Source organism: Mesorhizobium sp. M0522, from assembly GCF_040321085.1.
In the GTDB taxonomy this organism is placed as follows: Bacteria; Pseudomonadota; Alphaproteobacteria; order Rhizobiales; family Rhizobiaceae; genus Mesorhizobium.
The window spans coordinates 21,792-44,955 of record NZ_JAMYQW010000003.1 but is presented as its reverse complement, the minus strand read 5'-3'; the positions used below and the strand labels follow the sequence as shown (position 1 = coordinate 44,955).

General features: G+C 60.2%; 18 protein-coding genes. 11 read left to right on the top strand and 7 right to left on the bottom strand.

Going from position 1 to position 23,164, the window contains the following annotated elements:
- Nucleotides 1–15: 15 nt before the first annotated feature.
- Nucleotides 16–1,689 carry an ABC transporter substrate-binding protein gene (locus NKI58_RS05110; protein ID WP_023675636.1) on the bottom strand — a complete coding sequence of 558 codons (1,674 nt, stop codon included), beginning with the start codon at nt 1,687–1,689 and terminating at the stop codon, nt 16–18.
- A 299-nt stretch (nt 1,690–1,988) separates the two neighbouring features.
- Between NKI58_RS05110 and NKI58_RS05105 the strand changes: the two genes are divergently transcribed.
- The 8 genes from NKI58_RS05105 (at nt 1,989) to NKI58_RS05070 (ending at nt 12,395) form a co-directional block, all read left to right on the top strand.
- Nucleotides 1,989–2,714: a LuxR family transcriptional regulator gene (locus tag NKI58_RS05105; RefSeq protein ID WP_245274646.1), complete on the top strand. Its 726-nt coding sequence runs from the start codon at nt 1,989–1,991 to the stop codon at nt 2,712–2,714.
- A gap of 173 nt (nt 2,715–2,887) precedes the next feature.
- Nucleotides 2,888–3,787 carry a proline iminopeptidase-family hydrolase gene (locus NKI58_RS05100; protein ID WP_023675634.1) on the top strand — a complete coding sequence of 300 codons (900 nt, stop codon included), beginning with the start codon at nt 2,888–2,890 and terminating at the stop codon, nt 3,785–3,787.
- Between the two features lie 486 nt (nt 3,788–4,273).
- A complete protein-coding gene (locus NKI58_RS05095; protein ID WP_156937305.1) occupies nt 4,274–4,522 on the top strand; it encodes a hypothetical protein in 249 nt (82 codons plus the stop codon).
- A 253-nt stretch (nt 4,523–4,775) separates the two neighbouring features.
- Nucleotides 4,776–7,514, top strand: a complete 2,739-nt coding sequence (locus NKI58_RS05090; protein ID WP_023675632.1) for a non-ribosomal peptide synthetase — start codon at nt 4,776–4,778, stop codon at nt 7,512–7,514.
- Nucleotides 7,511–8,494 (top strand): NAD(+) synthase, encoded by a 984-nt coding sequence (gene nadE, locus NKI58_RS05085; RefSeq protein ID WP_023675631.1) that lies wholly within the window; start codon nt 7,511–7,513, stop codon nt 8,492–8,494. Before NKI58_RS05090 ends, nadE begins: the two co-directional genes overlap by 4 nt.
- A 3-nt stretch (nt 8,495–8,497) precedes the next feature.
- Nucleotides 8,498–10,519, top strand: a complete 2,022-nt coding sequence (asnB, locus tag NKI58_RS05080) for an asparagine synthase (glutamine-hydrolyzing) (RefSeq protein WP_023675630.1) — start codon at nt 8,498–8,500, stop codon at nt 10,517–10,519.
- A complete protein-coding gene (locus tag NKI58_RS05075) occupies nt 10,516–12,072 on the top strand; it encodes a class I adenylate-forming enzyme family protein (protein ID WP_352569014.1) in 1,557 nt (518 codons plus the stop codon). Before asnB ends, NKI58_RS05075 begins: the two co-directional genes overlap by 4 nt.
- A 56-nt stretch (nt 12,073–12,128) precedes the next feature.
- Complete coding sequence (locus NKI58_RS05070; protein ID WP_023675628.1) at nt 12,129–12,395, top strand: acyl carrier protein; 267 nt, start codon at nt 12,129–12,131, stop codon at nt 12,393–12,395.
- Between the two features lie 99 nt (nt 12,396–12,494).
- Here NKI58_RS05070 and NKI58_RS05065 read toward each other — a convergent pair whose 3' ends face one another.
- Nucleotides 12,495–13,187, bottom strand: a complete 693-nt coding sequence (locus NKI58_RS05065; RefSeq protein ID WP_023675627.1) for a N5-glutamine methyltransferase family protein — start codon at nt 13,185–13,187, stop codon at nt 12,495–12,497.
- Between the two features lie 404 nt (nt 13,188–13,591).
- Between NKI58_RS05065 and NKI58_RS05060 the strand changes: the two genes are divergently transcribed.
- Entirely contained in the window at nt 13,592–15,343 is a 1,752-nt protein-coding gene (locus NKI58_RS05060) for a type I secretion system permease/ATPase (protein ID WP_352576401.1), read from the top strand.
- Nucleotides 15,344–15,585: 242 nt separating this feature from the next.
- Nucleotides 15,586–16,884 (top strand): HlyD family type I secretion periplasmic adaptor subunit, encoded by a 1,299-nt coding sequence (locus tag NKI58_RS05055; protein WP_352455326.1) that lies wholly within the window; start codon nt 15,586–15,588, stop codon nt 16,882–16,884.
- 24 nt (nt 16,885–16,908) lie between these two features.
- Here NKI58_RS05055 and NKI58_RS05050 read toward each other — a convergent pair whose 3' ends face one another.
- The 5 genes from NKI58_RS05050 to NKI58_RS05030 form a co-directional block, all read right to left on the bottom strand.
- Nucleotides 16,909–18,171 carry a polysaccharide biosynthesis/export family protein gene (locus NKI58_RS05050; protein WP_023675623.1) on the bottom strand — a complete coding sequence of 421 codons (1,263 nt, stop codon included), beginning with the start codon at nt 18,169–18,171 and terminating at the stop codon, nt 16,909–16,911.
- A gap of 81 nt (nt 18,172–18,252) precedes the next feature.
- The gene (locus tag NKI58_RS05045; protein WP_023675622.1) at nt 18,253–19,257 is read right to left on the bottom strand and encodes an SDR family NAD(P)-dependent oxidoreductase; all 1,005 of its coding nucleotides are present in this window, start codon (nt 19,255–19,257) and stop codon (nt 18,253–18,255) included.
- Nucleotides 19,258–19,331: 74 nt separating this feature from the next.
- Nucleotides 19,332–20,006, bottom strand: coding sequence for a sugar transferase (locus NKI58_RS05040; RefSeq protein WP_023675621.1), 675 nt, complete (start codon nt 20,004–20,006; stop codon nt 19,332–19,334).
- Entirely contained in the window at nt 20,003–21,139 is a 1,137-nt protein-coding gene (locus tag NKI58_RS05035; protein ID WP_023675620.1) for a DegT/DnrJ/EryC1/StrS family aminotransferase, read from the bottom strand. Before NKI58_RS05035 ends, NKI58_RS05040 begins: the two co-directional genes overlap by 4 nt.
- A 47-nt stretch (nt 21,140–21,186) precedes the next feature.
- A complete protein-coding gene (locus NKI58_RS05030) occupies nt 21,187–21,909 on the bottom strand; it encodes a nucleotidyltransferase family protein (RefSeq protein ID WP_023675619.1) in 723 nt (240 codons plus the stop codon).
- 511 nt (nt 21,910–22,420) lie between these two features.
- Here NKI58_RS05030 and NKI58_RS05025 point away from each other — a divergent pair.
- Nucleotides 22,421–23,098, top strand: a complete 678-nt coding sequence (locus NKI58_RS05025; protein WP_023675618.1) for a LuxR C-terminal-related transcriptional regulator — start codon at nt 22,421–22,423, stop codon at nt 23,096–23,098.
- Nucleotides 23,099–23,164 lie beyond the last annotated feature (66 nt).

Below are 23,164 nucleotides of genomic sequence, written 5' to 3'. Positions count from 1 at the left end.
ATTGGCTCCGGTCGGCTATTCCACCCAGGACTGGCTGACAATCCAGTAGAATTGCGGGCTGAAGGTGAAGTTCTTCAGCCTGGAAGAGATCACATCGACGCGCTTTGGCGTGAACAGGACAGCGACCGGAGCCTTGTCCGTCACAGCCTTGTCGATGGCGGTCCAGAGTGTCGCGCCCTTGGCCGGATCGGCGATGGTGGCTGCCTCTGCCTCGTCCATCGATGCGTCGATCGACTTGTCGCAGAACCCCGAAATATTGACCGAGGCGTCGGAGCCCGGCGTAAACGAGGCACAGCTGAACAAGACCTGCAGGAAATTCGATGGCGCCGGGTAATCCTGGAACCATTGCGAGATCGAAATCTGCACCTTGTTATTGGTGTTCTGGATGTAGGTGAACTGTATGTTCTGCGAGATCGGCTTGACCGACGTCTTGTAGCCAAGCTGGTTGAGCACATCCTGCAGGTAGACGCCGATCGCCTTGGAGACCGTGGTGTCCTCGGTGATGATCGTCACCTCCTGACCTGCGGTTCCCGATTCCGCGACCAATTGCTTGGCCTTGTCCATATCCGGCGCCGACCACTTCTCACCTGGATTGGCGGTGAACGAGCAATAGGCTGCGAATGACGGGAAGCCCGGCGGCAGGATCTGACAGGCCGGCTGCGCCAGATTGCTGCCGCCGAACAGCTTGACGATCGCGGCGCGGTCGATCGCGAAGTTCACGGCTTGGCGAACGCGGATGTCGTTGAACGGCGCCAGATTGGTGTTCATCGGCGCATACCACATTGCCGTCAGCGGGTGAACCGTGACCTGCGCGGCATATTTGGTGCCGAGTTCGGCGAGACGGTCGGACGGCGGTGGGTCGAACATCCAGTCCGCCTGGCCATTCTCGACCGCCGTCACCGCCGCCTCGTCGGTAAGGCCGAATTCATAGTCGATCTCGTCCGGATATCCGGCCGGCTGCGCTTCCTTGCTCCATTCCTTGAAGTGAGGATTGCGCACAATCTTCATTAGCTTGTTGGGGTCGTAGCTGGCGATCATGTACGGTCCGGTACCCGGGATCGGATCGGTGCCGGCGTCCTTCAGCGGCGCGCTCGCCGGCAGGATCGACGCGTGTGGAACGGCCAGCTTCTGCAGGAACTCGGCATCCGGCTGGACCAGGTTGAAGGTAATGCTTCCGGCCGCATCGTCGACCGACAGGCCACCTTCGAGGGTGCATGCAGCGGGGGCCTTCAAGCACGCATCCGCGCCGACGATGCCTTTGTAGAAGGTCCCGGCCGTCGGCCCGCTGATCTTGAAGATGCGTTGGAACGAAGCCACCACGTCCTTCGTGGTGACATCCGAGCCATCCGCGAATTTGATGCCCTTGCGCAGCTTGAAGACGTAGGTCTTGCCGCCGTTCTCGACCTGCGGGAGGCTTTCCGCCAGGTCCGCGACGACTTCGAAGCCAGTCTTGTCCCCGGCCTTCTTGTAGGTCACCAGGCCATCGTAGAGGACATAATTGATCTGGAAATACTGCAGCGTGTAGTTGATGTGCGGATCGGCGGTGCCTGCCGCGGCATTGGCCAGCAGTCGGAGTGTGCCGCCTGGCTTGCCCTCGGTGGCCAAGGCACTGCTTGCCGGCGACATCATGATCACGCCGAGCAGAGCCAGGCAGGGTATCAACGCTGCAAATGCTTTTTGGGGTCGCATATTTATTCCCTCATGGAGGCGTGTCGGCTTTTGCCGCGCTGAACCCGATCGATCGACCATTGCGCGGCTGAAACAGTCTGGGTTTGCGAACGGTGTCCGCTACTTGGCCCAATCACAAAAGACTACGGCGAGCGAAGCCGGACGGGATAGCTATTAAGATAGATAGGGTCGGACAGGCTTATCCCCGCCTATTTGTTGAGCAGCCGGCCGACATGGCTATTTGACAAGCAATCATCAGCGGGTAAGCTTGCCCGATGCAAAGCCTTCCAGGCGATCTAGAGAGCCGGTTCCAAACCGGAATGAGCATCGACGCTGCCATGGCGGTGGCAACGGAGGTGCTGGAGCCCATCGGTTTCACCGCGTTCATCTACGACTATACGCCCGTGCCGGTCAGTCACAAGGGCGAGCTTATCACGCCCTCGTTGATGGCTCTGCGCAACGTGCCGCGCGACATGCAGGATCTCTGGTGCAAGGGCGGATATTATCAGCTTGACCCGGTGCAGGAGGCCGCGCTCACCGTATCGAGACCGTTTCTCTGGTCGCACAGCGGCGTTCAGAGCACCGTCATGCAGCGCGTGCTCCAGTCCAAGCACGATCCTGTGGTCAGCTATTTGCTTGACACCAGGATGACCTGCGGCGTCACCGTACCCATTCGCCTTGCCGGCGGCGATCTCGCCACCTTCACCGCGATCCGTGCCGATCCGGAGGCCGGGTTCGAGCTCGAAGCCAGACCCTTGATCGCCGAGATCGGAGATCTGGGTCATCTGCTGCATGACTCCGCCTACGCCGGTTTCGACGCCGGAATCCGCACCTGCCAACATGTCCATCTGACGTCGCGCGAACGTCAGTGCCTGCGCCTGGCCGCTGCCGGACTGACGGCCAAGCAGGTCGCGCGTGAGATTGGCCGCGCGGTGCCTACCGCAACGCTGCACCTCAACGCGGCGACGCGAAAGCTTGGCGCGCGCAACCGCTTCCATGCCATCGCGCTCGCCGCCCATTACCGGCTGCTCGAACCGGAGCATTGAGGCTCGCGACCTGCGGGGGATCGGCCTTGCCTCGGGCAAACCCATAACCGGCGAACCTATAAAAAGTGCTAGCTGTAAATGCGCTGGGCCGCTTAGTACCGTCGGCCGCAAACAAGGCTTGGGAGGGGTGCACCAAAGTGGCTCCTGCCGCGCCATGATGCGGAGCTTGGACTGTGACGGCACATGCGATCACCGAAGGATTTAGCGACTACAAGGGCTATCGCACCTGGTACCGTGTGACCGGGGACCTCGGGTCGGGCAAGCTGCCCCTGGTCGTCGCTCATGGTGGACCGGGCTGCACCCACGACTATGTGGACTCATTCAAGGAGCTTGCCGGAACCGGGCGAGCCGTCATCCACTACGATCAGATCGGCAACGGCAAATCGACCCATCTGCCGGACAAGGGCGGCGACTTCTGGACCGTCGATTTCTTCCTGGGCGAACTCGATGCGTTGCTCGCCCATCTCAGCATTGCCGGCCATTATGCCCTGCTCGGCCAGTCCTGGGGCGGCATACTCTCGGCCGAGCACGCCGTGCGCCGCCCTGAGGGGCTCAAGGCATTGATCCTGGCCAATTCGCTGGCCTCGATGGCGCTGTGGGTGGAAGGAGCCCGGCAATTGCGCACCGAGTTGCCAGCCGATGTGCAAAGTGCGCTCGACCGGCACGAAGCGGCGGGAACCACCGATCACCCCGAATATGTTGCGGCGACGAAGGCTTTCTACGACCGTCATGTCTGTCGCGTCGTTCCGATGCCGCCAGAGGTCGCCCGGACATTTGCGGCAATCGAGGAAGATCCGACCGTCTATCACACCATGAACGGTCCCAATGAGTTCCACGTCATCGGCACGATGCGGAATTGGACCATCGTCGACCGCCTGCATCGGATCGAGGCGCCGACCCTGGTTTTCCGCGGCTTCTACGACGAAGCGACCGAGGCCTGCGTCCAGCCCTTTCTGGATCTTATCCCGTACGTTGAAGGCCTGGTCTTCCCGAATTCCAGCCACATGCCGCATGTGGAGGAAAAGTACGACTGCCTCAGCGCCGTCGGGCGCTTCCTGGCCAAATACGATTGACGTTCCAGCGCCAGGTCTTCTGTTCCAACGGATCGTCGACACGACGCAGTCGTCGTGAGGCAGGTTCAGAAAACCTCGAACCGTCCCATTTGTCTGCCGACGCACATTGCTATGCCTCGGTGATGGCGACGCCACGCTATGTGGATGTCCCGCAAAGGCCTGCAGGGTCGTCCGATGAGGCCAAATCACGGGCAGAATGCCAGATCACGGACAGCATAAAGGAGCCCATTCGAGCGCCTTTTCCATTGCCCGCGGAGGCAGGGGCCTAACGTTGCGGCGCAGATTGGCATGTCGCCGGCATGGCCGCAATCAGCCTGCCCTCCCCTGAACTGGCATCCCGTCGCTGAAAAACCTGACGGATACGGAGGACCAAGTTGCCGGTGGGTACGGAAAGTATCGGACCCAAAGTTTCGCCAAGCAGTTGCAACCGAATTCATTAGCCGGCGTTAAAGTGCGGGTGATCTAGCGGGGCATGGGGAGGCTTTCATGCAGACGTATCTCGTCGAGCGTATGGACGGCGACGATGTTATCTCGGTGCGCGTTGTCAACGCGCCGAGTCCGTTCAGAGCCGCAGCTATGATGACGGGCGGGCGTATTACCTTCCGAACGTGGGAAAAGGATTGGATCCGCGTGACCGACGAAAATCGGGGACAGATCTATGCCTATTGTTTCGTCCCCGGCAGCTATTCCGACACCGAAGCATCGCCGGTGTCGTCCGGAAGAACCACCGAATAGGCAATATGCCTGAATAGCGGCAATTCCATCTTCGACCCCACCTTGGTCTTCGAGCCCGCCTTGGCATGTGTCCGTGTCATGCGCACCACAACAGCCAGCGAGCCCGGCATGATTGGCTCGGCCGGCGGCTTGCGAAACAGGCGAAGTGACTAACCAAGCGCCCTTGAGGGAAGATCAGGGCATCATCAGAATGATCGATGAAAAGATTGGGGCGGGGGGCGATAAGTGACCCTAATCTTAGCGTAGGCAACTCATGTCTTCGGCATATTTGGGATCAGAAGTCGCGGATCAGGATCTAGCGGTGGATTGTCAGACAACGACCTCCGATAATTGGTCCAGTGTCCCACAATACGCACTGGATCAGGGTGGTCCCGTACTGCGCCCATTTCAAAGATTGGGCGTCGATTTTACCAACATTGCGGCCTTCGATCACCTGAGAAATGTCGTCCGCCAGTACCCCGACAAGCTTGCAATCAGCGACGGCGCCAATCGTCTGACCTATTCCCAGCTCCTCCGGTCAGTCGAGACGCTGTCCCACCAGATCGCGGCGACCGTCCCAGACGGACAGGCGATAGGGATTCTTCAGGCCAACTCGGCCTGGTATCCCATTGCCATGCTGGCAAGCATGACGGCTGGGCGGCCTTCGGTGCCACTCAACGCGCGAGATCCTAGCTCGCGTATCCTTGAAATCGTGGCCGGGGCGCGGCTCTCAGCTGTCCTGGGCGAGGGCAATGTCCGACCCGATGGATTGCCCCACCTGGTCAGTTGGATCGATGTGTCGACCAGTGCGGCCTCGCAGGCTGGGCAAGTGCCTCGTTCTTATTCCGTCTCGGTCGATGCGCCCGCCATCGTGCTTTATACGTCAGGGAGTACGGGCCGGCCCAAAGGCATCGTTAACAGCCAGCGCAGCTTGCTGTGCCGGGTCCAGCAATATGTCGATGCGTGCCACATCAACTCGGATGATGTTTTCCTGCCATTGACCGGACCCGCCACAATCGCCGGGTGCCGGGAGATTCTTGCTGCTCTTCTCACCGGCGCCACCTTGCATCTGGTCGAAGTCGAAGCGGTCGGCCTGCGCGCCGTTCAACGCCTGGTGCGATCCGAAGACGTGACAATCACCTATCTGGTGCCGGCACTGCTTCGCGCGCTTATGGCAGACGGACCTGCAGAAGCGTTCCATTCACTCAGAGTCGCCCGGATCGGTGGCGAGAAGGTGCCCTGGACCGACATCGCCCTGCTGCGCAAGGCCGTCTCCGATACGTGCCTTATCCAGATCGGTTACTCGTCAACCGAGACCACCGGCTCGCAATGGTTCCTGCCGCGAGACTGGCCAGAGCATGGAGATTCGGTTCCAGTTGGCTGGCTGCTGCCTGGAATCACCTTCGCAATTGTCGACGAAGCGGGCCGCCGCGTTCAACCGGGCCGCAGCGGAGAGCTTCTGATCAGGAGCCCGTATGTCTTGCTTGGCCATTGGGAGGACGGGGCGGTTGTGCCGGCAACATCAGACCCGCACGATCCAGGCCTTCGGATTTTCGCGACAGGTGACCTCGTTCGACTTGATGATCAAGGCCTACTGCACATCGTCGGTCGCAAGGGGCGCCAGGTAAAAATCAACGGTCGACGCGTCGAGCCAGCCGAACTCGAACGGGTGCTGCGTTGTGCACCCTCTGTCGCGGATGCCGTGGCAATCGTGACGGCCGCGAATGAGCTTGTCGCCTTTGCTGTTCCTCGGCGCTCGGCCGAAGCGACCTTTTCGGACGAGCTTCGCCAGCTTGTCAGGACCAATCTGCCGCCGCCGCTGCGTCCCTTGCGGTTGCACACGATCGCCGAGATTCCGCGTCTGCCGAGCGGCAAAGTCGACATCACGACACTTGCAGAGATGGATCTTTCAGCCAGAGAGACAGCGGCGACCGCGCGTCCGCTCGAGCCGCGAGGCAAGCTGACCGCGCAGCAGGTTGTCCAGCGGGCATGGACCAGCATTCTCAATACGCGCGTGGCGGCAGGACGCTGGGATGACGCCGGAGGAGATTCGCTGAAGCTGCTGCACTGCGTCATGGAAATCGAAAGCGCCATCGGGCAGGAACTCGGCCTTGAGGCCTTCACCGTCGGGATGAGCCTGGAGCAAATGGTCAAGGCGGTCGTGTCCGCCCAGGCAGGCGATCAAAGCGCGCGCGCCCAGAAGCACGACCCTCCCATTCTTTTTCTGTTCCCGGGGTCCGTCGGCTATGGCCCGAGCCTTGCAGCCTTTGCAGCAGCGATGGGCAAGGTGACCCGCGTTGCCCCGATCAGGTATCCGGCCCTGGCTATGATACTGCGCGGACAAGACAGCCTCGCCGATATGGCCGACGCCGCCGTCGACCAGATCCGCCGCGCCCAACCCTCGGGCCATGTACGACTTCTCGGCCATTCGCTCGGCGGCGCTGTTGCCTTCGAAGTTGCGGCGCGGCTGCTGGCAGCGGGGCGAACCGTAAAGTTCCTCGGCATCCTCGACACCAGCCTCGTCGGGGAGCGAAGCGCCCGCTGGGAGACGTTTACGCGCACATTCAATCGAATCCGAACCAACCGCGTGTCCGCTTACCGGATGGCATGCCGCGCCCTCGCGAAAGTCGCCGTGGCAATGAAGCGCGAGGCACAACTGGTCCAGTTTCTCGACCGCTTCGCTCAAGGACAGTTCAACGCGACGAGCTTTAGAACCAAACTGGAACTGCAAGAGGTTTTGCGCGCGCAAGCCTTCTTCCAGTGGGTGGCCGAGCCAAAGCCGGCTCTGCCGATCACAGGCACCCTGTTCCGCTGTGCTCGACCCGGAATGCCTCTGGCAATCGGCTGGGATAGCGTCTTCGCCCATCTGGACGTGATTCCGATCGTCGGCAGCCACATTGATCTGGTTGTAGAGCCTCACCTTACCACCAATCGTCCCCTTATCGAGAAAGCGGTGGCGAAAACCTATTCGCCAATCGAGTCTCGCAAACTGGAGTACAAGCCATCGACCTGATCTCAACATTCGGCAAAGACGCCCTGGTGCTCGACGCTGGCGCGGAAGTCGATCGCATCGTCCAGATCTTGCGCCAGCAGGTCCTCGGCACGCTGCGACGTCGAGGGGTGGTTGTCGGCCTCTCAGGCGGCATCGACAGCTCCGTCGTTGCGGCGTTGTGTGTTCGCGCCTTTGGGAAAGGCAAGGTCCTCGGGATATTCATGCCGGAGCGCCATTCCTCCGGCGACTCACTGAGGCTCGGCCGCATTGTCGCCGCACACCTTGGTATCGAAACGATCCTGGAGGATATAACGCCGGCCCTGGAAGCGATCGGCGCCTATAGACGGCAGACCGAAGCAATCCAGACCGTCGTTCCCGAATATGGGGACGGCTGGAAATGCAAGCTGGTGCTCGCCTCGGTTCTCGAGAGCAACGGTCTCAACATCACGCGCCTCACGGTTCAGGACCCCGAGGGCAGGACCGACACGGTGCGCCTGCCGTCGGCAGCCTATCTGCAGATCGTCGCTGCAACCAACTACAAGCAGCGCCTGCGCAAGATGACCGAATACTACCATGCCGACCGCCTCAACTACGCGGTAGCGGGCACGCCGAACCGCCTGGAGTACGACCAGGGCTTCTTCGTCAAGCAGGGCGACGGAATTGCCGACCTGATGCCAATCGTCCACCTCTACAAGACCCAGGTCTACCAGTTGGCCGAATATCTTGGGGTGGAGGAAGAGGTCCGGCGCAGACCGCCCACCACAGACACCTTCTCGATGGCGCAGAGTCAGGAGGAGTTCTACTTCGCGCTTCCTTATTATCTGATGGATCTGTGCCTCTACGGCTTGAACCATGGGATCGCCGACGAAGACGTCGCCGAGGCAACCGGCCTCACCGTGATGCAGGTCCAGAAGGTTTTCAAGGATATCGACAGCAAGCGGCGCGCCGCACGTTATCTTCACGCGCGGCCGTTGGTGTCCTCTTCAATGGGCGAGGGCTAGGCGATGTGCGGCATCGCCGGAATTGTGTCGCTGAGCGCCGCAGCGGCGCCCCCTTCCCGCGATGCGCTGATACGCATGGCGGGCGCGCTGGCGCATCGCGGCCCGGACGAACGCGGCCTTTACCGGGACAGACGTGCGGGATTGGCGCATGCCCGCCTGTCCGTCATCGATCTCGCAAGCGGCCAGCAGCCACTCGCCGGCGCGGGCGACACAATGTGGATCGTCTTCAACGGCGAAATCTTCAATTACGTCGAGCTGCGACAAGACCTGGTCGCGCTCGGTTATCGCTTTCGCACACGCAGCGACACCGAGGTCATCGTCCATGCCTATCATGCCTGGGGCGAGGCCGCCTTCGAGCGAATGAATGGGCAGTGGGCAGTCGCCATCTGGGACTCCGTGGCAGGTCGTCTCGTCTTGTCGCGGGATCGGTTCGGCATCTGCCCGCTGCACTTTTGCGAGCATGGCGGACGGCTTTACTTCGCCAGCGAGGTGAAGGCCATTTTCGCGGCCGATGCGGATATACCCCGCGCCTTCGATCCAGCCGGCATCGATCAGACTTTCACACTCTGGACTGTCGCGCCGCCACAAGGCGTGTTTGGAGGAGTAAGCGAACTCACGCCGGGGCATGTCCGCATTTATGACAGCGGCGTCGTCCGGGAGCGGGCTTTTTGGAAGCCTGACTATCCAGAGGTTGACGGACCCGGCGATGATGAATTCACCGGCTCGCTTGATGACGCGGTGGAGGAAGTGCGCAGCGCCCTGGAAGCCGCGACGGCGCTCAGGATAGTACGCGCCGACGTGCCGGTCGGCTGCTATTTGTCCGGCGGGCTCGACAGCTCGCTGGTCGCCACGCTGGGGAGACGCTTCGCGGGCGAGCGCTTCCAGACTTTCTCGCTGCGTTTTGCCGACGCCGAGTATGATGAGACACATTTCCAGCGCCTGGTTGCCGGCGTGGCCGGCAGTGACCATCATGAGGTGGTTGTTTCGCGCAGCGATATCGCTGGCATCTTCCCTGAGGTGATCTACCACACCGAGCGGCCAATCCTCAGGACCGCGCCGGCGCCGCTGTTCCTGCTCTCGAGACTGGTGCGCCAGCACGGCATCAAGGTCGTGCTGACCGGCGAAGGGGCCGACGAAATGTTCGCCGGCTACGATTTGTTCCGCGAGGGCAAGGTCCGCCGCTTCTGGGGACGCCAGCCCGCCTCGACGCGACGCTCGCGGCTGCTGGAGCGCCTCTATCCCTATCTCAGCCGCTCGCCGGTGCAGCAGCAGGCGATGGCACGCCAGTTCTTCGGGCGCGACATCCACGCCTGTGACGCGCCTGGTTTTGCGCATGGCACGCGCTGGCGTACCACAAGCGCCATCAAGCGGCTGTTTTCGGCAGACATGCGCGCCCAAACGGAGCGCCGCAACGCCGTGTCCGAGCTGCTTGCCCGCCTGCCGCCGGAGTTTTCGCGATGGGGCTCTCTTGCGCAGGACCAGTACATAGAGATTCAGACGCTGATGTCGGGATACCTGCTTTCCTCACAAGGGGACAGAATGCTGATGGCTCATTCCGTCGAGGGGCGCTTCCCGTTCCTCGATCATGAACTCGTGAGACTCGCGAATTCGCTTCCTGCCGCCTACAAGCTGCGCGTGCTCGATGAAAAGCATGTGCTGAAGCGCGTAGCGCAACCGATCGTGCCGTCGGAAATCGTCACCCGCAAGAAGCAGCCTTACCGGGCCCCCAACGCGCTCTGCTTTGTCGCAGATGGCGCTCCGGCCTACATTCGCGAAGCACTTTCGGAGGCGGCGCTGCGCGAAGCGAACGTCTTCGATCCCAAGTCGGTTACCCGGCTCCTGAACAAGTGCCAGGCCAGCGCCGGCGACGGCGACCTGTCCAACTCCGACAATATGGCGCTTGTCGGGGTGCTGTCGACGCAGCTTCTTCATCGGCAATTTATCGCGAGCCTTCCAAGTGGGGCTCGCACGCTCAAGCTCAGCATCGATATCGACCGCGAACACCGCGAAGAGGTGCTCGCATGATGCATGGCGCCGTACCGCTCCTGCATGACTATCTCACCCACTCTGCCAGCCGGCTCGGCGAGAAGGTGGCCCTGGTGTGCGGCAATCAACGTGTCACTTATGGCGATCTCGATATGCGTTCGAACGCCATAGCGCACCATTTGACCGATGCCGGAATTGCGCGTGGCGATCGCGTGGTGGTCTTCGCCGACAACACTGTCGAGGCCGTCATTGCGTTCTGGGCGGTGCTCAAGGCCAACGCCGTGGTGTGCATCGTCAATCCGCTCACCAAAAGCGACAAGCTTGATTATCTGCTCAACGATTGCCGCCCGACGGCACTGATCACCGACAAACACCTGCACTCGATTTTCAGGGAGCCGGCGCGGAATTGCCCATCGTTGCGCCGCATGATCGTCTCCGGGCCGATCGAACACAGCGACCTGCAAGAATTGCCGCATGCTGTGCGCTGGGACGCCGCGGTCGCGGCAGCCCGCAGCACGCCGCCCTCGCGCCGCTGCATCGACATCGATCTCGCTGCGATCATTTATACATCCGGCTCGACGGGCGAGCCCAAGGGGGTGATGCTGACGCATCGAAACATGATCGCCGCGTGCGCCTCGATTTCCTCATACCTGGCGCTTGCCGAAGACGAGGTGATCCTCAATGTCCTGCCGCTCGCCTTCGACTACGGTCTTTACCAGATGATCATGGCATTCGGCGCGGGCGCCCGGCTGGTGCTTGAGCGCTCGTTCGCCTTCCCGGCGCAGATCCTTGGGCTGATCAAGCAAGAAAGGGTGACGGGTTTTCCCGGCGTACCGACCATCTTCGCCGCACTCGGGGAGCTCAGGTCTCTCAGGGATCAGGATTTTTCGAGTATTCGCTACGTCACGAACACTGCGGCCGCCCTGCCGCTCAAGCACATTCTCCTGCTGCAGGAGCTGTTTTCTGGCGCCCGCATCTATTCGATGTACGGCCTTACCGAATGCAAGCGCTGCACCTACCTGCCGCCGGAGGATCTGGAGCGAAAGCCGTCGAGCGTCGGGATCGCCATCCCCAATACGGAAATGTGGATTGTCGACGAGCATGACAGGCGGGTCGGCCCCGGCATCGTTGGTCAGCTCGTCATCCGCGGAGCGACGGTGATGAAGGGCTATTGGGGCAAGCCGGAGGCGACAGCCAGGAAGCTCAAGCCTGGCCCGCTGCCGGGTGAGCAGGTCCTATACACCGGCGACTACTGCCGGATGGACGCCGAGGGCTATCTCTACTTCGTCGGTCGCGGCGACGAGATCATAAAATCGCGCGGAGAGAAGATAGCGCCGAAGGAGGTGGAAAACGTGTTGATGAACATTGCGGGCGTACGGGAAGCCGCGGTCATCGGCGTTCCGGACGAGCTGCTCGGGCAAGCAGTGAAGGCATTTGTCGTGATGGAGCAGGGAAGCATGATCGGTGAAAAGCAGTTGCAGAAAGAGTGCCAGAGACGGCTGGAAAACTTCATGGTTCCGAAGTCCATCGTCATCGTACCCAGTCTGCCGATGACCGACACGGGTAAGCTCAAAAAAACGGCCCTGTCATGAGTCGGTACCAGGGCGAAGTTGATCAGCATTCATCTTTTGTACCGGAGGCGAAATCAATGTTATCTACCAAGGATAGAACCGATACCTGCAGCGAACAAATTCGCGCTTTCCTGGCTTCGAATTTCTATATAGCCGATCCCGAGAGCCTGGAGAGCGACACCTCGCTACTCGACCAGGGCATCGTGGACTCGACGGGTGTGCTCGAGGTTATCGGCTTCATCGAGGAGACCTTCGGCATCACGGTCGAAGACAGCGAGCTGCTGCCGGAGAATCTCGATTCCATCGAGGGAATTGCGCAATACGTCATGCGCAAGAGAAACTGACGCAAGAGAAACTGATCGCCGAAATCTCGCGCAACTCTGTTTCAACTTCCCGGCCGTTTCTAGCCGCGACAGCGCGTCTACCTGCCGCGGCTGCGATGCTTACGCCTGCGCCCTCGTATGTCCCACAACCACCCTGCCCTCACCGGCCTGGTTGGTGACTGCCCGGATACTCGAATAGGCCTTGGAACGCTCGAGCAAACTCATGACCTGCCGGTCCTGGCCAAGCCCCACCTCGAAAAGCAGGATGCCTCCGCGCCGCAAATAGCGCGGCGCCTCCTTGAGCACCCGCATGTGGATGCTCAGGCCGTAGGGGCCGGCTGCGAATGCTTCACGCGGCTCGAGCTCGACCAGATGCGAACGGTCGCCCTCGAGCCGTTTTTCCGAAATGTAGGGCGGGTTGCAAACGATCACGTCGATCGTGCCATCGAGCTCCAAGCCTGAGAAGGCGCTGAACAAGTCGCCCTGAAGCACCGTTACCCGGTCCTCGATTTCAAGATGAGTGACGTTGCGGCGCGCGACCTCCACGCATCCGTCGGTAAGATCGCTTGCCCACACGCGCGCGGTGGGAGCGTGGTGCGCGATGGCGCACGCCAGATTGCCCGCCCCACAGCACATGTCGACAACGCGAGGCACCGGCAGGTTCAGTTGGCTCAGGACATCGAGAGCGGCCTTGCCGAGCAGTTCCGTTTCCGGCCGAGGAACAAGCGCACCGGGCGAGACCAGCAACTGCAATCCCATGAAGGTGCTGCGCCCCCTGCCGTAGGCATCGGCAACGTTGATCTCTTCGCTCACGACACTCACCTCCCGATTTAGCCGGCGTTGGTGGCCGACAATTGCGTACCGATGAAGTGTATCTCAAAACCGTTTAACTCTCGATCGACAAAATCAAAACCGATCCCTCCCCAGACGCTTTGAAGCCTTGATGCTACAAAGATGACCATAAGCTTCTGCGCCGTGTCATGATTAGGAATATCTCCTTACTCGACCCGGTTATCCCCAGCCTGGCGAGCCAGTTGCCGAATTCTCAGCCTGGCGTCACGATTTTGCTACATTTTAATCAAAGAAGGCACGTATGTAAGCAATTCGTAATGTTCAGCAGCGGGGCGGGGCTGCTGCTTCCCGGAAGGTTAAAGTTTGTCCCTCATCGAAAGAATCGACGAGATTGCGCGGCAATTTCGCGTCAACGAGCGCACATCATGAAGTCGACCAAAGGGCGCTCGCTCGATCTCCGCTCCGCAATGTTCGGCTGTGTGCACGGCCTCGTCGGCGTAGGCATTTTCTCGGCATTGATAAATATCCTCGCCTTGACCGGCTCCGTCTACATGCTCCAGGTCTATGACCGCGTGCTGCCTTCGCAGAGCGTGCCGACTCTTGTCGGATTTACAGTCGGGATGCTGGGACTTTACGCGGCCTATGGGCTACTCGATTTCGTGAGGCTTCGCCTGTTGGTCCGCATCGGCAGCCGCTTGCATAGAAATCTGCAGCAAAAAGCGTTCGCAGCCTCGCTTTCCCTGCCCCTCGTCGCCGGGCCGGATGCGAACCGGGTACACCCGCTTCGTGATCTGGACCAGCTACGTGGCTTTCTTTCCGGGCTCGGGCCGACAGTCTTATTCGACGCTCCCTGGATACCATTTTATATGGTGGTCATCTATCTGCTGCATCCCGCGCTTGGCGTGCTGGCAACGCTCGGCGCATGTGCCGTTGTGTTTTTGACGGTGGTTGCCGAGATCATCGGCCGCAAACCTGCGGCTCGTGCATCTGAGACACTCGTAGCGCAGCGGCTTCTGGCCGACTCCGGCCGCCGCAACGCAGAGGTTGTTCAGGCGATGGGCCTTTCCGCCCCGCTTAGCCGGCGCTGGAACGAGGTCAGTCATCTTTATCTGAAGAACCAGGAACGGCTCTCCGACGTCGTCGGCGCAGCAAGCTCACTGTCGAAGACGCTCCGAATGGCCCTGCAATCATGTGTGCTAGGGCTTGGTGCCTACCTTGTGATCGGCGGCGAGGCCTCGCCTGGCGTGATCATTGCATCGTCAATATTGCTGGGCCGCTCGCTGGCGCCGGTCGATGTGGCGATCGCAAACTGGAGAGGGTTTCTGGCAACCCGCAAAAGCTATACCGAGCTGTCGGCAGCCCTGGATGCTTTTGATAGCCAGCAAGAGCCAATGGAACTGCCCGGCCCGAAGGCTGAGCTTGCGGTCGAGGAATTGACCGTCGCGCCACCAAGCCTGCAGAAGCCCACCATCTTCAATGTAAGCTTCCGCTTGGCGAGAGGCGCAGGGTTGGCGGTCGTCGGCCCGAGCGGCTCCGGCAAGACCACGCTCGTGCGCGCTTTGGTCGGGGCATGGAAGCCGCTTCGTGGCACGGTAAGATTGGACGGCGCCTCGCTCGATCAGTGGAATTCAGAACTGCTCGGCATTCATATTGGCTACCTTCCGCAGGACGTTGAGCTGTTCGACGGGACGATCGCCGACAACATTTCGAGGTTCGGCGGCAAGCGCGACGCAAAAGGCGTGCTGGCAGCTGCCAAGGCTGCGGGCGTGGACAAGATGATCATGCGTCTTCCGCAGGGTTTTCAAACACGCATCGGAGAAGGCGGCGCGGCCCTTTCGGCTGGGCAGAGGCAGCTCGTCGGGCTTGCCAGGGCACTTTACGGCGATCCATTCCTCGTCGTTCTTGACGAACCAAATTCCAATCTGGATGCAGACGGTGATGCTGCTTTGGCCGGCGCAATCCTGGCAGTGCGTCAGCGCGGCGGTATCGTGATCGTCGTTGCGCATCGCCCCTCCGCTCTCGTCAACATCGATCAGGTACTCGTCCTGTCGAACGGGATGCTCCATTCGTTCGGCTCGCGCGAAGACGTTCTGGCAAATGTGATCCGGCCCTTCCCGCGCCCGGACAAGCCAAACATTGTCGTTCCGCTGCAGCACGGTGCAAGCGGGCATGCGTGAGGTATTGCTTAGTGTCTAACGTGACCATGTCGTCATATGCTGCGGTTGGCGGCGAAGGCCAGCCGACCGGGGAGAAGCCGGAGCCGGATGGGATTCGAGCCAATCTACCCTGGGGTACTCTGGTCCGGAGCCTAGCAGCACATTGTCGTTCCGCCGCACAAAGGTGCAGCCGGGCATATGCGAGGTATCGCTCTGCTGTTGCCGTGTCGTCATACGTCGCAGCCGGTGGCGAAAGCCGTTCGTTGGAGACGAAGCCAGAGCCGGATGGCATCCGGGCCAATCTGCTCTTGGGCCTGGCAACCAGCTTGCTGTTGATCTTTGGCGGAGGGCTCTGGTTGGGATTGACCAAGATTGCCGGCGCGGTGATTGCGCCCGCAACCGTGGTGGTCGAAAGTAACATTAAAAAAGTCCAGCATCAAACCGGCGGCACCATCGGCGGAATCTTCGCGCAGGACGGCGATCATGTGAAGGCCGGCGATGTGTTGGTCAGGCTGGACAACACATTGACCCGAGCAAACCTGCAGATAATCACCGAGGACCTCAATCGCGCCACCATTCGTCTGGCCCGACTGGAGGCCGAGCGCCAGGGTCTGCCGGAAATGCAGATCCCGCCCGACCTTCGCGCTCAAATGGGCGACCCGCAAGTGGTGGCACTTGTCAGTGGCGAGCGTGCCTTGTTTGAAAGCCGTGCTGCGGCGCTGGCTGGCCAGAAGGCACAATTACAAAGCCGCGCGAAGCAGCTGGAACGTCAGATCGATGGCCTCAAATCGCAGCAGTCTGCAACGGACGAGTCTCTGGATCTGCTGACCAAGAACCTTGCCGATGTCGCATCTCTCTACGCAAAGAAGTTGGTGTCCAAGGAGAGGTTGAGCAATGTCAGCCTGGACAAGACCCGGGCTCGCGGCGAATCGGGGCGCCTTGTCGCAGCGATAGCAGAGGTACAAGCTCACATCAGTGAAACGGACCTGCAGGTGCTTCAGCTCGACGAACAAATGCGGAGCGACGTGACCAACGAACTTCGCGAAACGGAAGCCAAGCAGACCGAACTCAGTGAGCGCAAGGTGGTGGCCGAAGACGAACTCAGCAGGACAGACATTCGTGCCCCGCAATCGGGCACAGTACAAGAATCCTCGGTCCATACCGTAGGAGGCGTGATTGGCGCAGGAGAGGTGCTCATGATGATTGTGCCCGATTCCGACAACCTTGTCGTCGACGCTTCCATTCCTCCGTCGCGTATCGATGAGATTCATCCCGGACAGCAGGTGTCGATCCGCTTTCCAGCGTTCGACGCCGGCACCACACCTGCTTGCGAAGGCTCGGTCAAGCGCGTCTCAGCGGATCTGATCAAGGATCAGCAACGCCAGCTTTCCTTTTTTTCGGCGCGCATCGACGTCGAGAATGAAGCGACGTGCCTGACAGGAGAGAAAATACTCAAACCGGGCATGCCCGCCGAAGTCCACATAAGAACCGACGAGCGCAGTGTCTGGTCCTACTTGATGAAGCCCCTTACCGACCAGTTTTCCAGGGCCTTCAGGCAGTAAAGCGGTTGCGAAACGCGGCCCGATCTATCGGGTCGCCGCATTTTCGAGAGCGCTGCTGAATCTGACCTCGATCGTGTCTCCCGGCATGACCTCGGTGTCTTCTTGGGCAAGCTGTTTTCGCCATTCTTCGCCGACCTTGCGAATGATCGTGACCTCGGCCTGAACCTTCTCGCCGGCAACCGGCAACGGCAGTGCGGCAGCTCCCGTGGGCTGCAACTTTTGGCTGGCGGCGCGAAGCCTTGCGCTGACGTCGGCAAGGCGCACGTTGGTATCCTTCAACTCGATCAGCAGACCCATCCTTCTTTGGTTGTCATTGCGTTCGTGCTGTCTGGCAAAATCGTCCTGCTGACGTCGTGCTCTCATAAGCTCAACCGACGTTTCGAGTGCCCGGCTGGAAGAGAGAACCAAAGCGCGCCGGACGTCGGCGAGCCGGTTGTTGGTGAGATTTCCGGACTCAAACGCTTTCCTTACGCGCGCCAGATCGTCTTCGTCCGCCTTCACCCCATCCGCTTCGGCCTGCTCGCGTTTGAGCAAGGTCTCGGTTTGTGCGGCGGCATCCTTGCCGCTTTTATCCAGAAAGCCCTGCTCTTGCTGGAAGTTGTCCAACGAGAGCTTCAGCCCTTCCGCTTCAGCCTGCGCGATCGCCGACGCAAAACTTGCCGGCAAGGGAGATCCTTGTGGTGGCTGCATGTCGAAAGTCGGTTTGTCCTGAAGTTCGGCGCGGATGCGGGCGCTATGAAAATAATCTCTGGTATATTCCCCCCAAAGCGACTCGTAATCGCGCCGCAGATCCACCGGATCTGGGCCAACCTGGTTTGCCCGGGACCGCAAAAGGCTGAAACCGCCTGACACGGCAATCGCCTGCCGCACGGTCATCAGCGGGCGGTAGGCCTGCTGTCCGGGAGTGAGCACGTCGCCGGTCACATAGATCGGCCTGTACTCCGCAACCACGGCGGTCACGTCTGTCGGCTTGATGACGATCATTTGCTCCCGCCCATCAGGCAGACGCTGGTGGAATATCTTGGTCGGCAAGATCGTCTGCATGCGCGTTTGCAGTTCAGCCGGAGTTAAGCCGCCCACCGAAACCATACCGACTTCGGGAAGCGCGATCGTGCCGTCCATCTGGACCACCGCACGTTGCGTTCGCTCCGGGATGGAGGCAATTCCAATCTCGACGGTGTCGCCGGCAGAAAGTCGATAGGCGACCCGCGGTTCCGCTGCAGCAGCCGTATCCATGGCAGCCAGCATGCCGAGCACGACAATAAGGATTCGATCAGCGAGGACCATGGGCGACAATCTCCTTCTGGCTCGAATCCGGCGATACCGCGGCCGCAATCAACAGCGGAGCCAATCCTCCCGGGCGAAAGCTCATGTCATGTAACCCATTTCGTGTCGCACCCGGCCTTCGCTGAGGCGCCCTTGCCACCATCCGATGGTCCGCTCCAAGCCTTCGCGCAGGCTGGTCTGGGCACGCCATCCAGTCTTGCTTTCGAGGAGCGAAGAATCGGCCAGCAAGGCACGCACCTCGGAATTCTGCGGCCGCAGGCGGCGCTCGTCCCGGTGGATTGGTTTCTTGCAGCCACTCAACTCGATCACCAGATCCAATATGTCCGAGATCGTCACAGCGCGCTGGCTTCCGGCATTGTAGGCATGGCCAAATTCGAGCTCGGCGGAACCTGCGGTCAAAAACGCCGCCGCGGTGTCTTCCACGAAAGTAAGATCGCGGATCGGGCTTGTGTCTCCCACCATGATCGCCGGGCATTTTTTGTCGAGAGCCTGGCGTATAATGGTCGGTACGATGGCCCGCTCACTCTGGCGCGGGCCGTACGTATTGAAGGGCCGCATGATGACCACGGGGATGTCGAACGATCTGGCGTAGGACTCCGCCATCATGTCCGCGCCGATCTTGGATGCCGAATATGGTGACTGTCCCTGCAACGGGTGGGATTCGCTGATAGGCATTGTCAGCGCGGTGCCGTAGACCTCGCTTGTCGAAGTGTGCACTACACGCTCCGTCTCCCATTGGCGCGCCGCTTCGAGAACGTTGACCGTGCCCAGGATGTTGGTCTCCACATAGGACTGGGCAGCGGCATACGAATACGGGATAGCTATCAGTGCGGCGAGATGAAACACGACCGCCTGGCCACGCACGATCCGGTTAAGGAACGCGCTGTCGCGAACATCGCCGCGGACGAGATTCAACTGGCGTCGTATGGTGTCGGGCAAATCGTCCAGCCAGCCGTGGCTGTCGAAGGAATTGTAGAGTGCCAGCGCGGTGACGTCGGCGCCGCTGCGGACGAGTGCTTCGGTGAGATGAGAACCGATGAACCCGTCGGCACCCGTAACCAGAACTTTCCTGCCCTTGTATGCCATGACCCAAGCGTTCCCCCTATGACGTGAGGCACTGACGTTGCAAATCCACGAGAGCGCGGATGTCCCACCTGCTCTCAAGGTCCAATCGGCGGCGGCGAAACCACGCCAAGCACCGCCAGCAAGCCGCGCACCATCCACACAACATCGGAGCCGATCGTGCGCTGCGGATAATAGGAAAGGTCGAGCCTGGCTTTGGCAGGAAACAGAACCTGGCGATAGAACAGTAGCGGGTCCACCGATCGCGGATAGAAACGGGCTTCATGCCGGAAGAGAACCTGGGCTGGACCCAGCAAGCCTGGCTTGTATTGTAAAACGTCTTCGAAGCCCCCGCGAAAACAATCGGCGAAGGCAAGGCTCTCCGGGCGTGGCCCGATGATTGCCATCTCGCCTCTGAAGACGTTCCAAAGCTGTGGCAGTTCGTCGAACTTGGTGACGGCGAGGAACCGTCCTATCGGCGTCATGCGGCTGTCATCGGCCATGGTCAGAGCCAAGCCACCGGGGTCGCATTGCACGCTGAACTTGCGGAACTTGTACATGCGGAATGGGCGAGCACCGGCCCCGACGCGGGTCTGTGTGAAGAAGATGGGCCGACCGCCTTCCAGCAGCAGCGCCACGGCAATCAGCAGCATCAGCGGGGCGAAGACGATCGCCGCGGCTGCCGCAATGACGAGATCGATTGCTCGTCTCGCAGACCCATGGGCGGCGCTCGAGACGTTAGACCGGTGAATGGCTAGGTCCAGGGCATTCATGCGGCTGTTCCTGTCTGAGCGCAATTATTGACCGCCGCGGCAAGAGCGACGACTACCGATTCGACCAATGGCGCGGTGATCTGCGGATGCAGCGGTACAGTCAGTTCGCGCTGCGCGAAATCTTCAGTGCGCGGTAAGTGAGTACCGGGAATGAGCTCACGATAGAGCGTCATCTGGTGCACCGGCGGGTAGTGGATAGTGGTTTGTATCCCTTGCCCGCGCAGTGCGTCGATGACGTCTTGCCTGTCGGCGTAACGTGGCAAAAGGATAGGCATGATGTGGTAGGCCGACGTCCGCGGCTCGTGGAACGGGATGGTCACGGCCGGGCAATGCTTCGCTATGAGACGGCGATACAGCATGACCAGGATACGCCTGATCTCATTCCACTCCTGCAGATTTTGCAGCTGGACCAGTCCGATCGCAGCCCGCAATTCATCCATGCGATAGTTGAATCCGAGCATGGTGACATCATACTGAGGGGTGCGGCTGTTCAGCCTTTGACGCGTCCCGGTGGTCATCCCATGTCCACGCGCCTGGCGGATTGTCTCGAGCAGACCGGCATCCCTGGCGATCACAGCCCCGCCTTCCGCCGTGGTCATGTTCTTGTTGCCGTAGAAGCTGAAGGCGGCTGCGGCACCAAATGTCCCCACCTCCTTCAAGCCCGGCGCATGCGCCGCGTCCTCGACGATGTGCAGCCCCCGGGCACGGGCGAGCCTCTGCCATTGTTCCCGATCGGCGAGGTAGCCGGCGAAATGAACGAGAATGATTGCCTTGGTGCGGGCCGTGCATTTCGCTTCGGCTTCTACGATCGACATCAGCGGCACGTCGGCTGACTCGATGTCGACGAAAACCGGCGTCGCACCGACATAGAGGACCGCATTTGCGGTCGCCACGAACGTCAAGGATGGCACCAGCACCTCGTCGCCCGGTCCGATGCCAAGTGCGTGCAAAATGAGATGAAGCGCTGCGGTGCAAGAACTGACCGCGACGCAATCCTCCGCATCATGAACGTCGGCAAAAGCTTGTTCGAAGGCTCGTACCTGCTCCCCCATGGTCAGCCAGCCGCTGTCGATGACCTTGGTCAAAGCAGTCTTCTCCGGCACACCCAAGATCGGGGCACTGACCAAGAGCATCACAACCTCCTAGACTGATAACTGTGGGAACCGGGCTCGTGACTTCATCATGCAGCCGTCGCAGTGACCTCGATCGAGGCCGACTGGTCTTCCCAGGAAATGGTCTGTGCGTTCTGAAAATCGTCGACGCGCCCGATATCGAGCCAGAGACCCTCATGTTTGTACACGTGCACGGTTGTGCCGTTCTGCATCATCTGCAGCATCAGGTCGTCGAACCCAAAGGGTATGCCGGATGGGATAAACTGCAGAACATCCGGGTTCATGCAGTAAATTCCCATGCTGACCAGATGCGAAAGCGTCGGCTTCTCGCGAAAGACCTGCACGGTATTGTCGACTTCGTCGATGACGCCGAAATCCATCTTGATCAGGCGACAGGCTGTTGCGATCGTCACTGGATCGGTGTGCTTACGGTGCGCTGCTACAAATCGACTGAGGCTTAGATCCGTGAGGACATCGCCATTGAGAACGATGAATGGCTCCGTCAGTTCATCCCTGATCAAAGACAGTGGCCCGATGGTGCCAAGCGGCTCCATCTCCTGCGTATATCGAATTTTCAGGTTCCACTGCGAGCCATCTCCACACACGGTGCGGATCAAGTGGCCGAGATACCCGGTTGTAATATAAACTTCCTGAATGCCGTTGCGTCGCAACCATTTCAGAAGCATCTCGAGAACCGGCCGTGCCCCGATCGGCATGAGCGGCTTCGGCAAGACCGAAGTGAAGGGGCGGAGGCGTGTTCCCATTCCTCCACATTGAATAACCGCTTTCATCCTGGTCCTCCCTTGTTCATTCGGCCTGAACGCTATCGTCACGGGCCGGCTATCCTGCCCTGGTCAGCACCCGGGAAACGCGTTCTTGTCCCCTCAGAAGAACCGGTGAGATTTCCCGTAGAAGACCGGTGAGATTTCTCCACTGTCCCCTGATCCGGACATTGCATCTGGATGGTATGTGGCCGTCAGGGTGGATGTCGTCGTGCATTCGAATGGTAACAATTCAGCCGTTTTGCTGTTCTATATCTTTAGACCTATAGCACTGCTGAACGACCGGCCGGTCTGTCAGCTGTCCAAAAGGTCAGAACGTATGTTCGACGACGTTCGGCGGGTTTCGCTCACAAGGGGCAAAAAAAGAGGAGCGTTTCCCGTCATTTAAGATTATATTAGAAATCTGGCGTTTGCGGTGTTGGGGGTGCCGCAGCGTCGGCTGGATGAATCGACGAGATGATGGCCACGACTTTCAGGCCATTACCGTTCAATCCATTCAGATAGGCGTTGGGGTAGTTCAATGTATCGAATCGTCATCGCCGACGATCACGGCTTGTATCGTCGCGGCTTGCGATTGGCACTGACCGCAGGCATTCCAGGTGTGGAGATCTTTGAAGCGTCCTGTTTCGACGCGGTGCTCAGTTTGCTGGCAGAGCAGTCGTTCGTGGATCTTGCGATCCTGGATCTGAATATGCCGGGCCTGTTCAATCAAGAAGTGCTCGGCGGGATCCTGTCTGCCTATCCGGACACGCGATTTGCGATCGTTTCCGGAAACGATTCACGCTCGGAAATACTCACGGCTCTGTCGATCGGGCTTCACGGCTACATCGTAAAATCGCAGACGGACGAAGAGGTTGTTTTGGCCGTCAATGAAATCCTCTCCGGCCGCATCTATGTTCCTGCACTTCTGTCACGCCCGGGAGCGACGCAAACAACCCACGCGCATACCCATTCCGACGACAAAGGCCCACAGAGGCGTACCGCTGGCGTCAACCTTGGCAGGCTGACTTCGAGGCAAAAGGAAGTCCTCAAGCTGATGGCGGAAGGCTATTCAAACAAGGAAATTGCGCGCGATCTGGAAATCGCAGAGGCGACCACGAAAATCCACGCTGCTGCCGTTCTGCGTGAATTGGGGGTACGCAATCGGACCGAGGCTGCCGTTATGCTGAAGACTTGGCTTTCGAGACATGCCAGCTAGAGCGCCGCGCGTCCTTTTGGACGTGCAAACGGCGTCCCAAGACTCCTCATGCATTTTACTGCATAT

Bases quoted from the DNA above. Each gene is read 5' to 3' on its own strand.
- NKI58_RS05110 (WP_023675636.1), bottom strand. From the start codon at position 1,689: ATGCGACCCCAAAAAGCATTTGCAGCGTTGATACCCTGCCTGGCTCTG.
- NKI58_RS05105 (WP_245274646.1), top strand. From the start codon at position 1,989: ATGAGCATCGACGCTGCCATGGCGGTGGCAACGGAGGTGCTGGAGCCC.
- NKI58_RS05095 (WP_156937305.1), top strand. From the start codon at position 4,274: ATGCAGACGTATCTCGTCGAGCGTATGGACGGCGACGATGTTATCTCG.
- NKI58_RS05090 (WP_023675632.1), top strand. From the start codon at position 4,776: ATGTCTTCGGCATATTTGGGATCAGAAGTCGCGGATCAGGATCTAGCG.
- asnB (WP_023675630.1), top strand. From the start codon at position 8,498: ATGTGCGGCATCGCCGGAATTGTGTCGCTGAGCGCCGCAGCGGCGCCC.
- NKI58_RS05075 (WP_352569014.1), top strand. From the start codon at position 10,516: ATGATGCATGGCGCCGTACCGCTCCTGCATGACTATCTCACCCACTCT.
- NKI58_RS05070 (WP_023675628.1), top strand. From the start codon at position 12,129: ATGTTATCTACCAAGGATAGAACCGATACCTGCAGCGAACAAATTCGC.
- NKI58_RS05060 (WP_352576401.1), top strand. From the start codon at position 13,592: ATGAAGTCGACCAAAGGGCGCTCGCTCGATCTCCGCTCCGCAATGTTC.
- NKI58_RS05050 (WP_023675623.1), bottom strand. From the start codon at position 18,171: ATGGTCCTCGCTGATCGAATCCTTATTGTCGTGCTCGGCATGCTGGCT.
- NKI58_RS05045 (WP_023675622.1), bottom strand. From the start codon at position 19,257: ATGGCATACAAGGGCAGGAAAGTTCTGGTTACGGGTGCCGACGGGTTC.
- NKI58_RS05040 (WP_023675621.1), bottom strand. From the start codon at position 20,006: ATGAATGCCCTGGACCTAGCCATTCACCGGTCTAACGTCTCGAGCGCC.
- NKI58_RS05035 (WP_023675620.1), bottom strand. From the start codon at position 21,139: ATGCTCTTGGTCAGTGCCCCGATCTTGGGTGTGCCGGAGAAGACTGCT.
- NKI58_RS05030 (WP_023675619.1), bottom strand. From the start codon at position 21,909: ATGAAAGCGGTTATTCAATGTGGAGGAATGGGAACACGCCTCCGCCCC.
- NKI58_RS05025 (WP_023675618.1), top strand. From the start codon at position 22,421: ATGTATCGAATCGTCATCGCCGACGATCACGGCTTGTATCGTCGCGGC.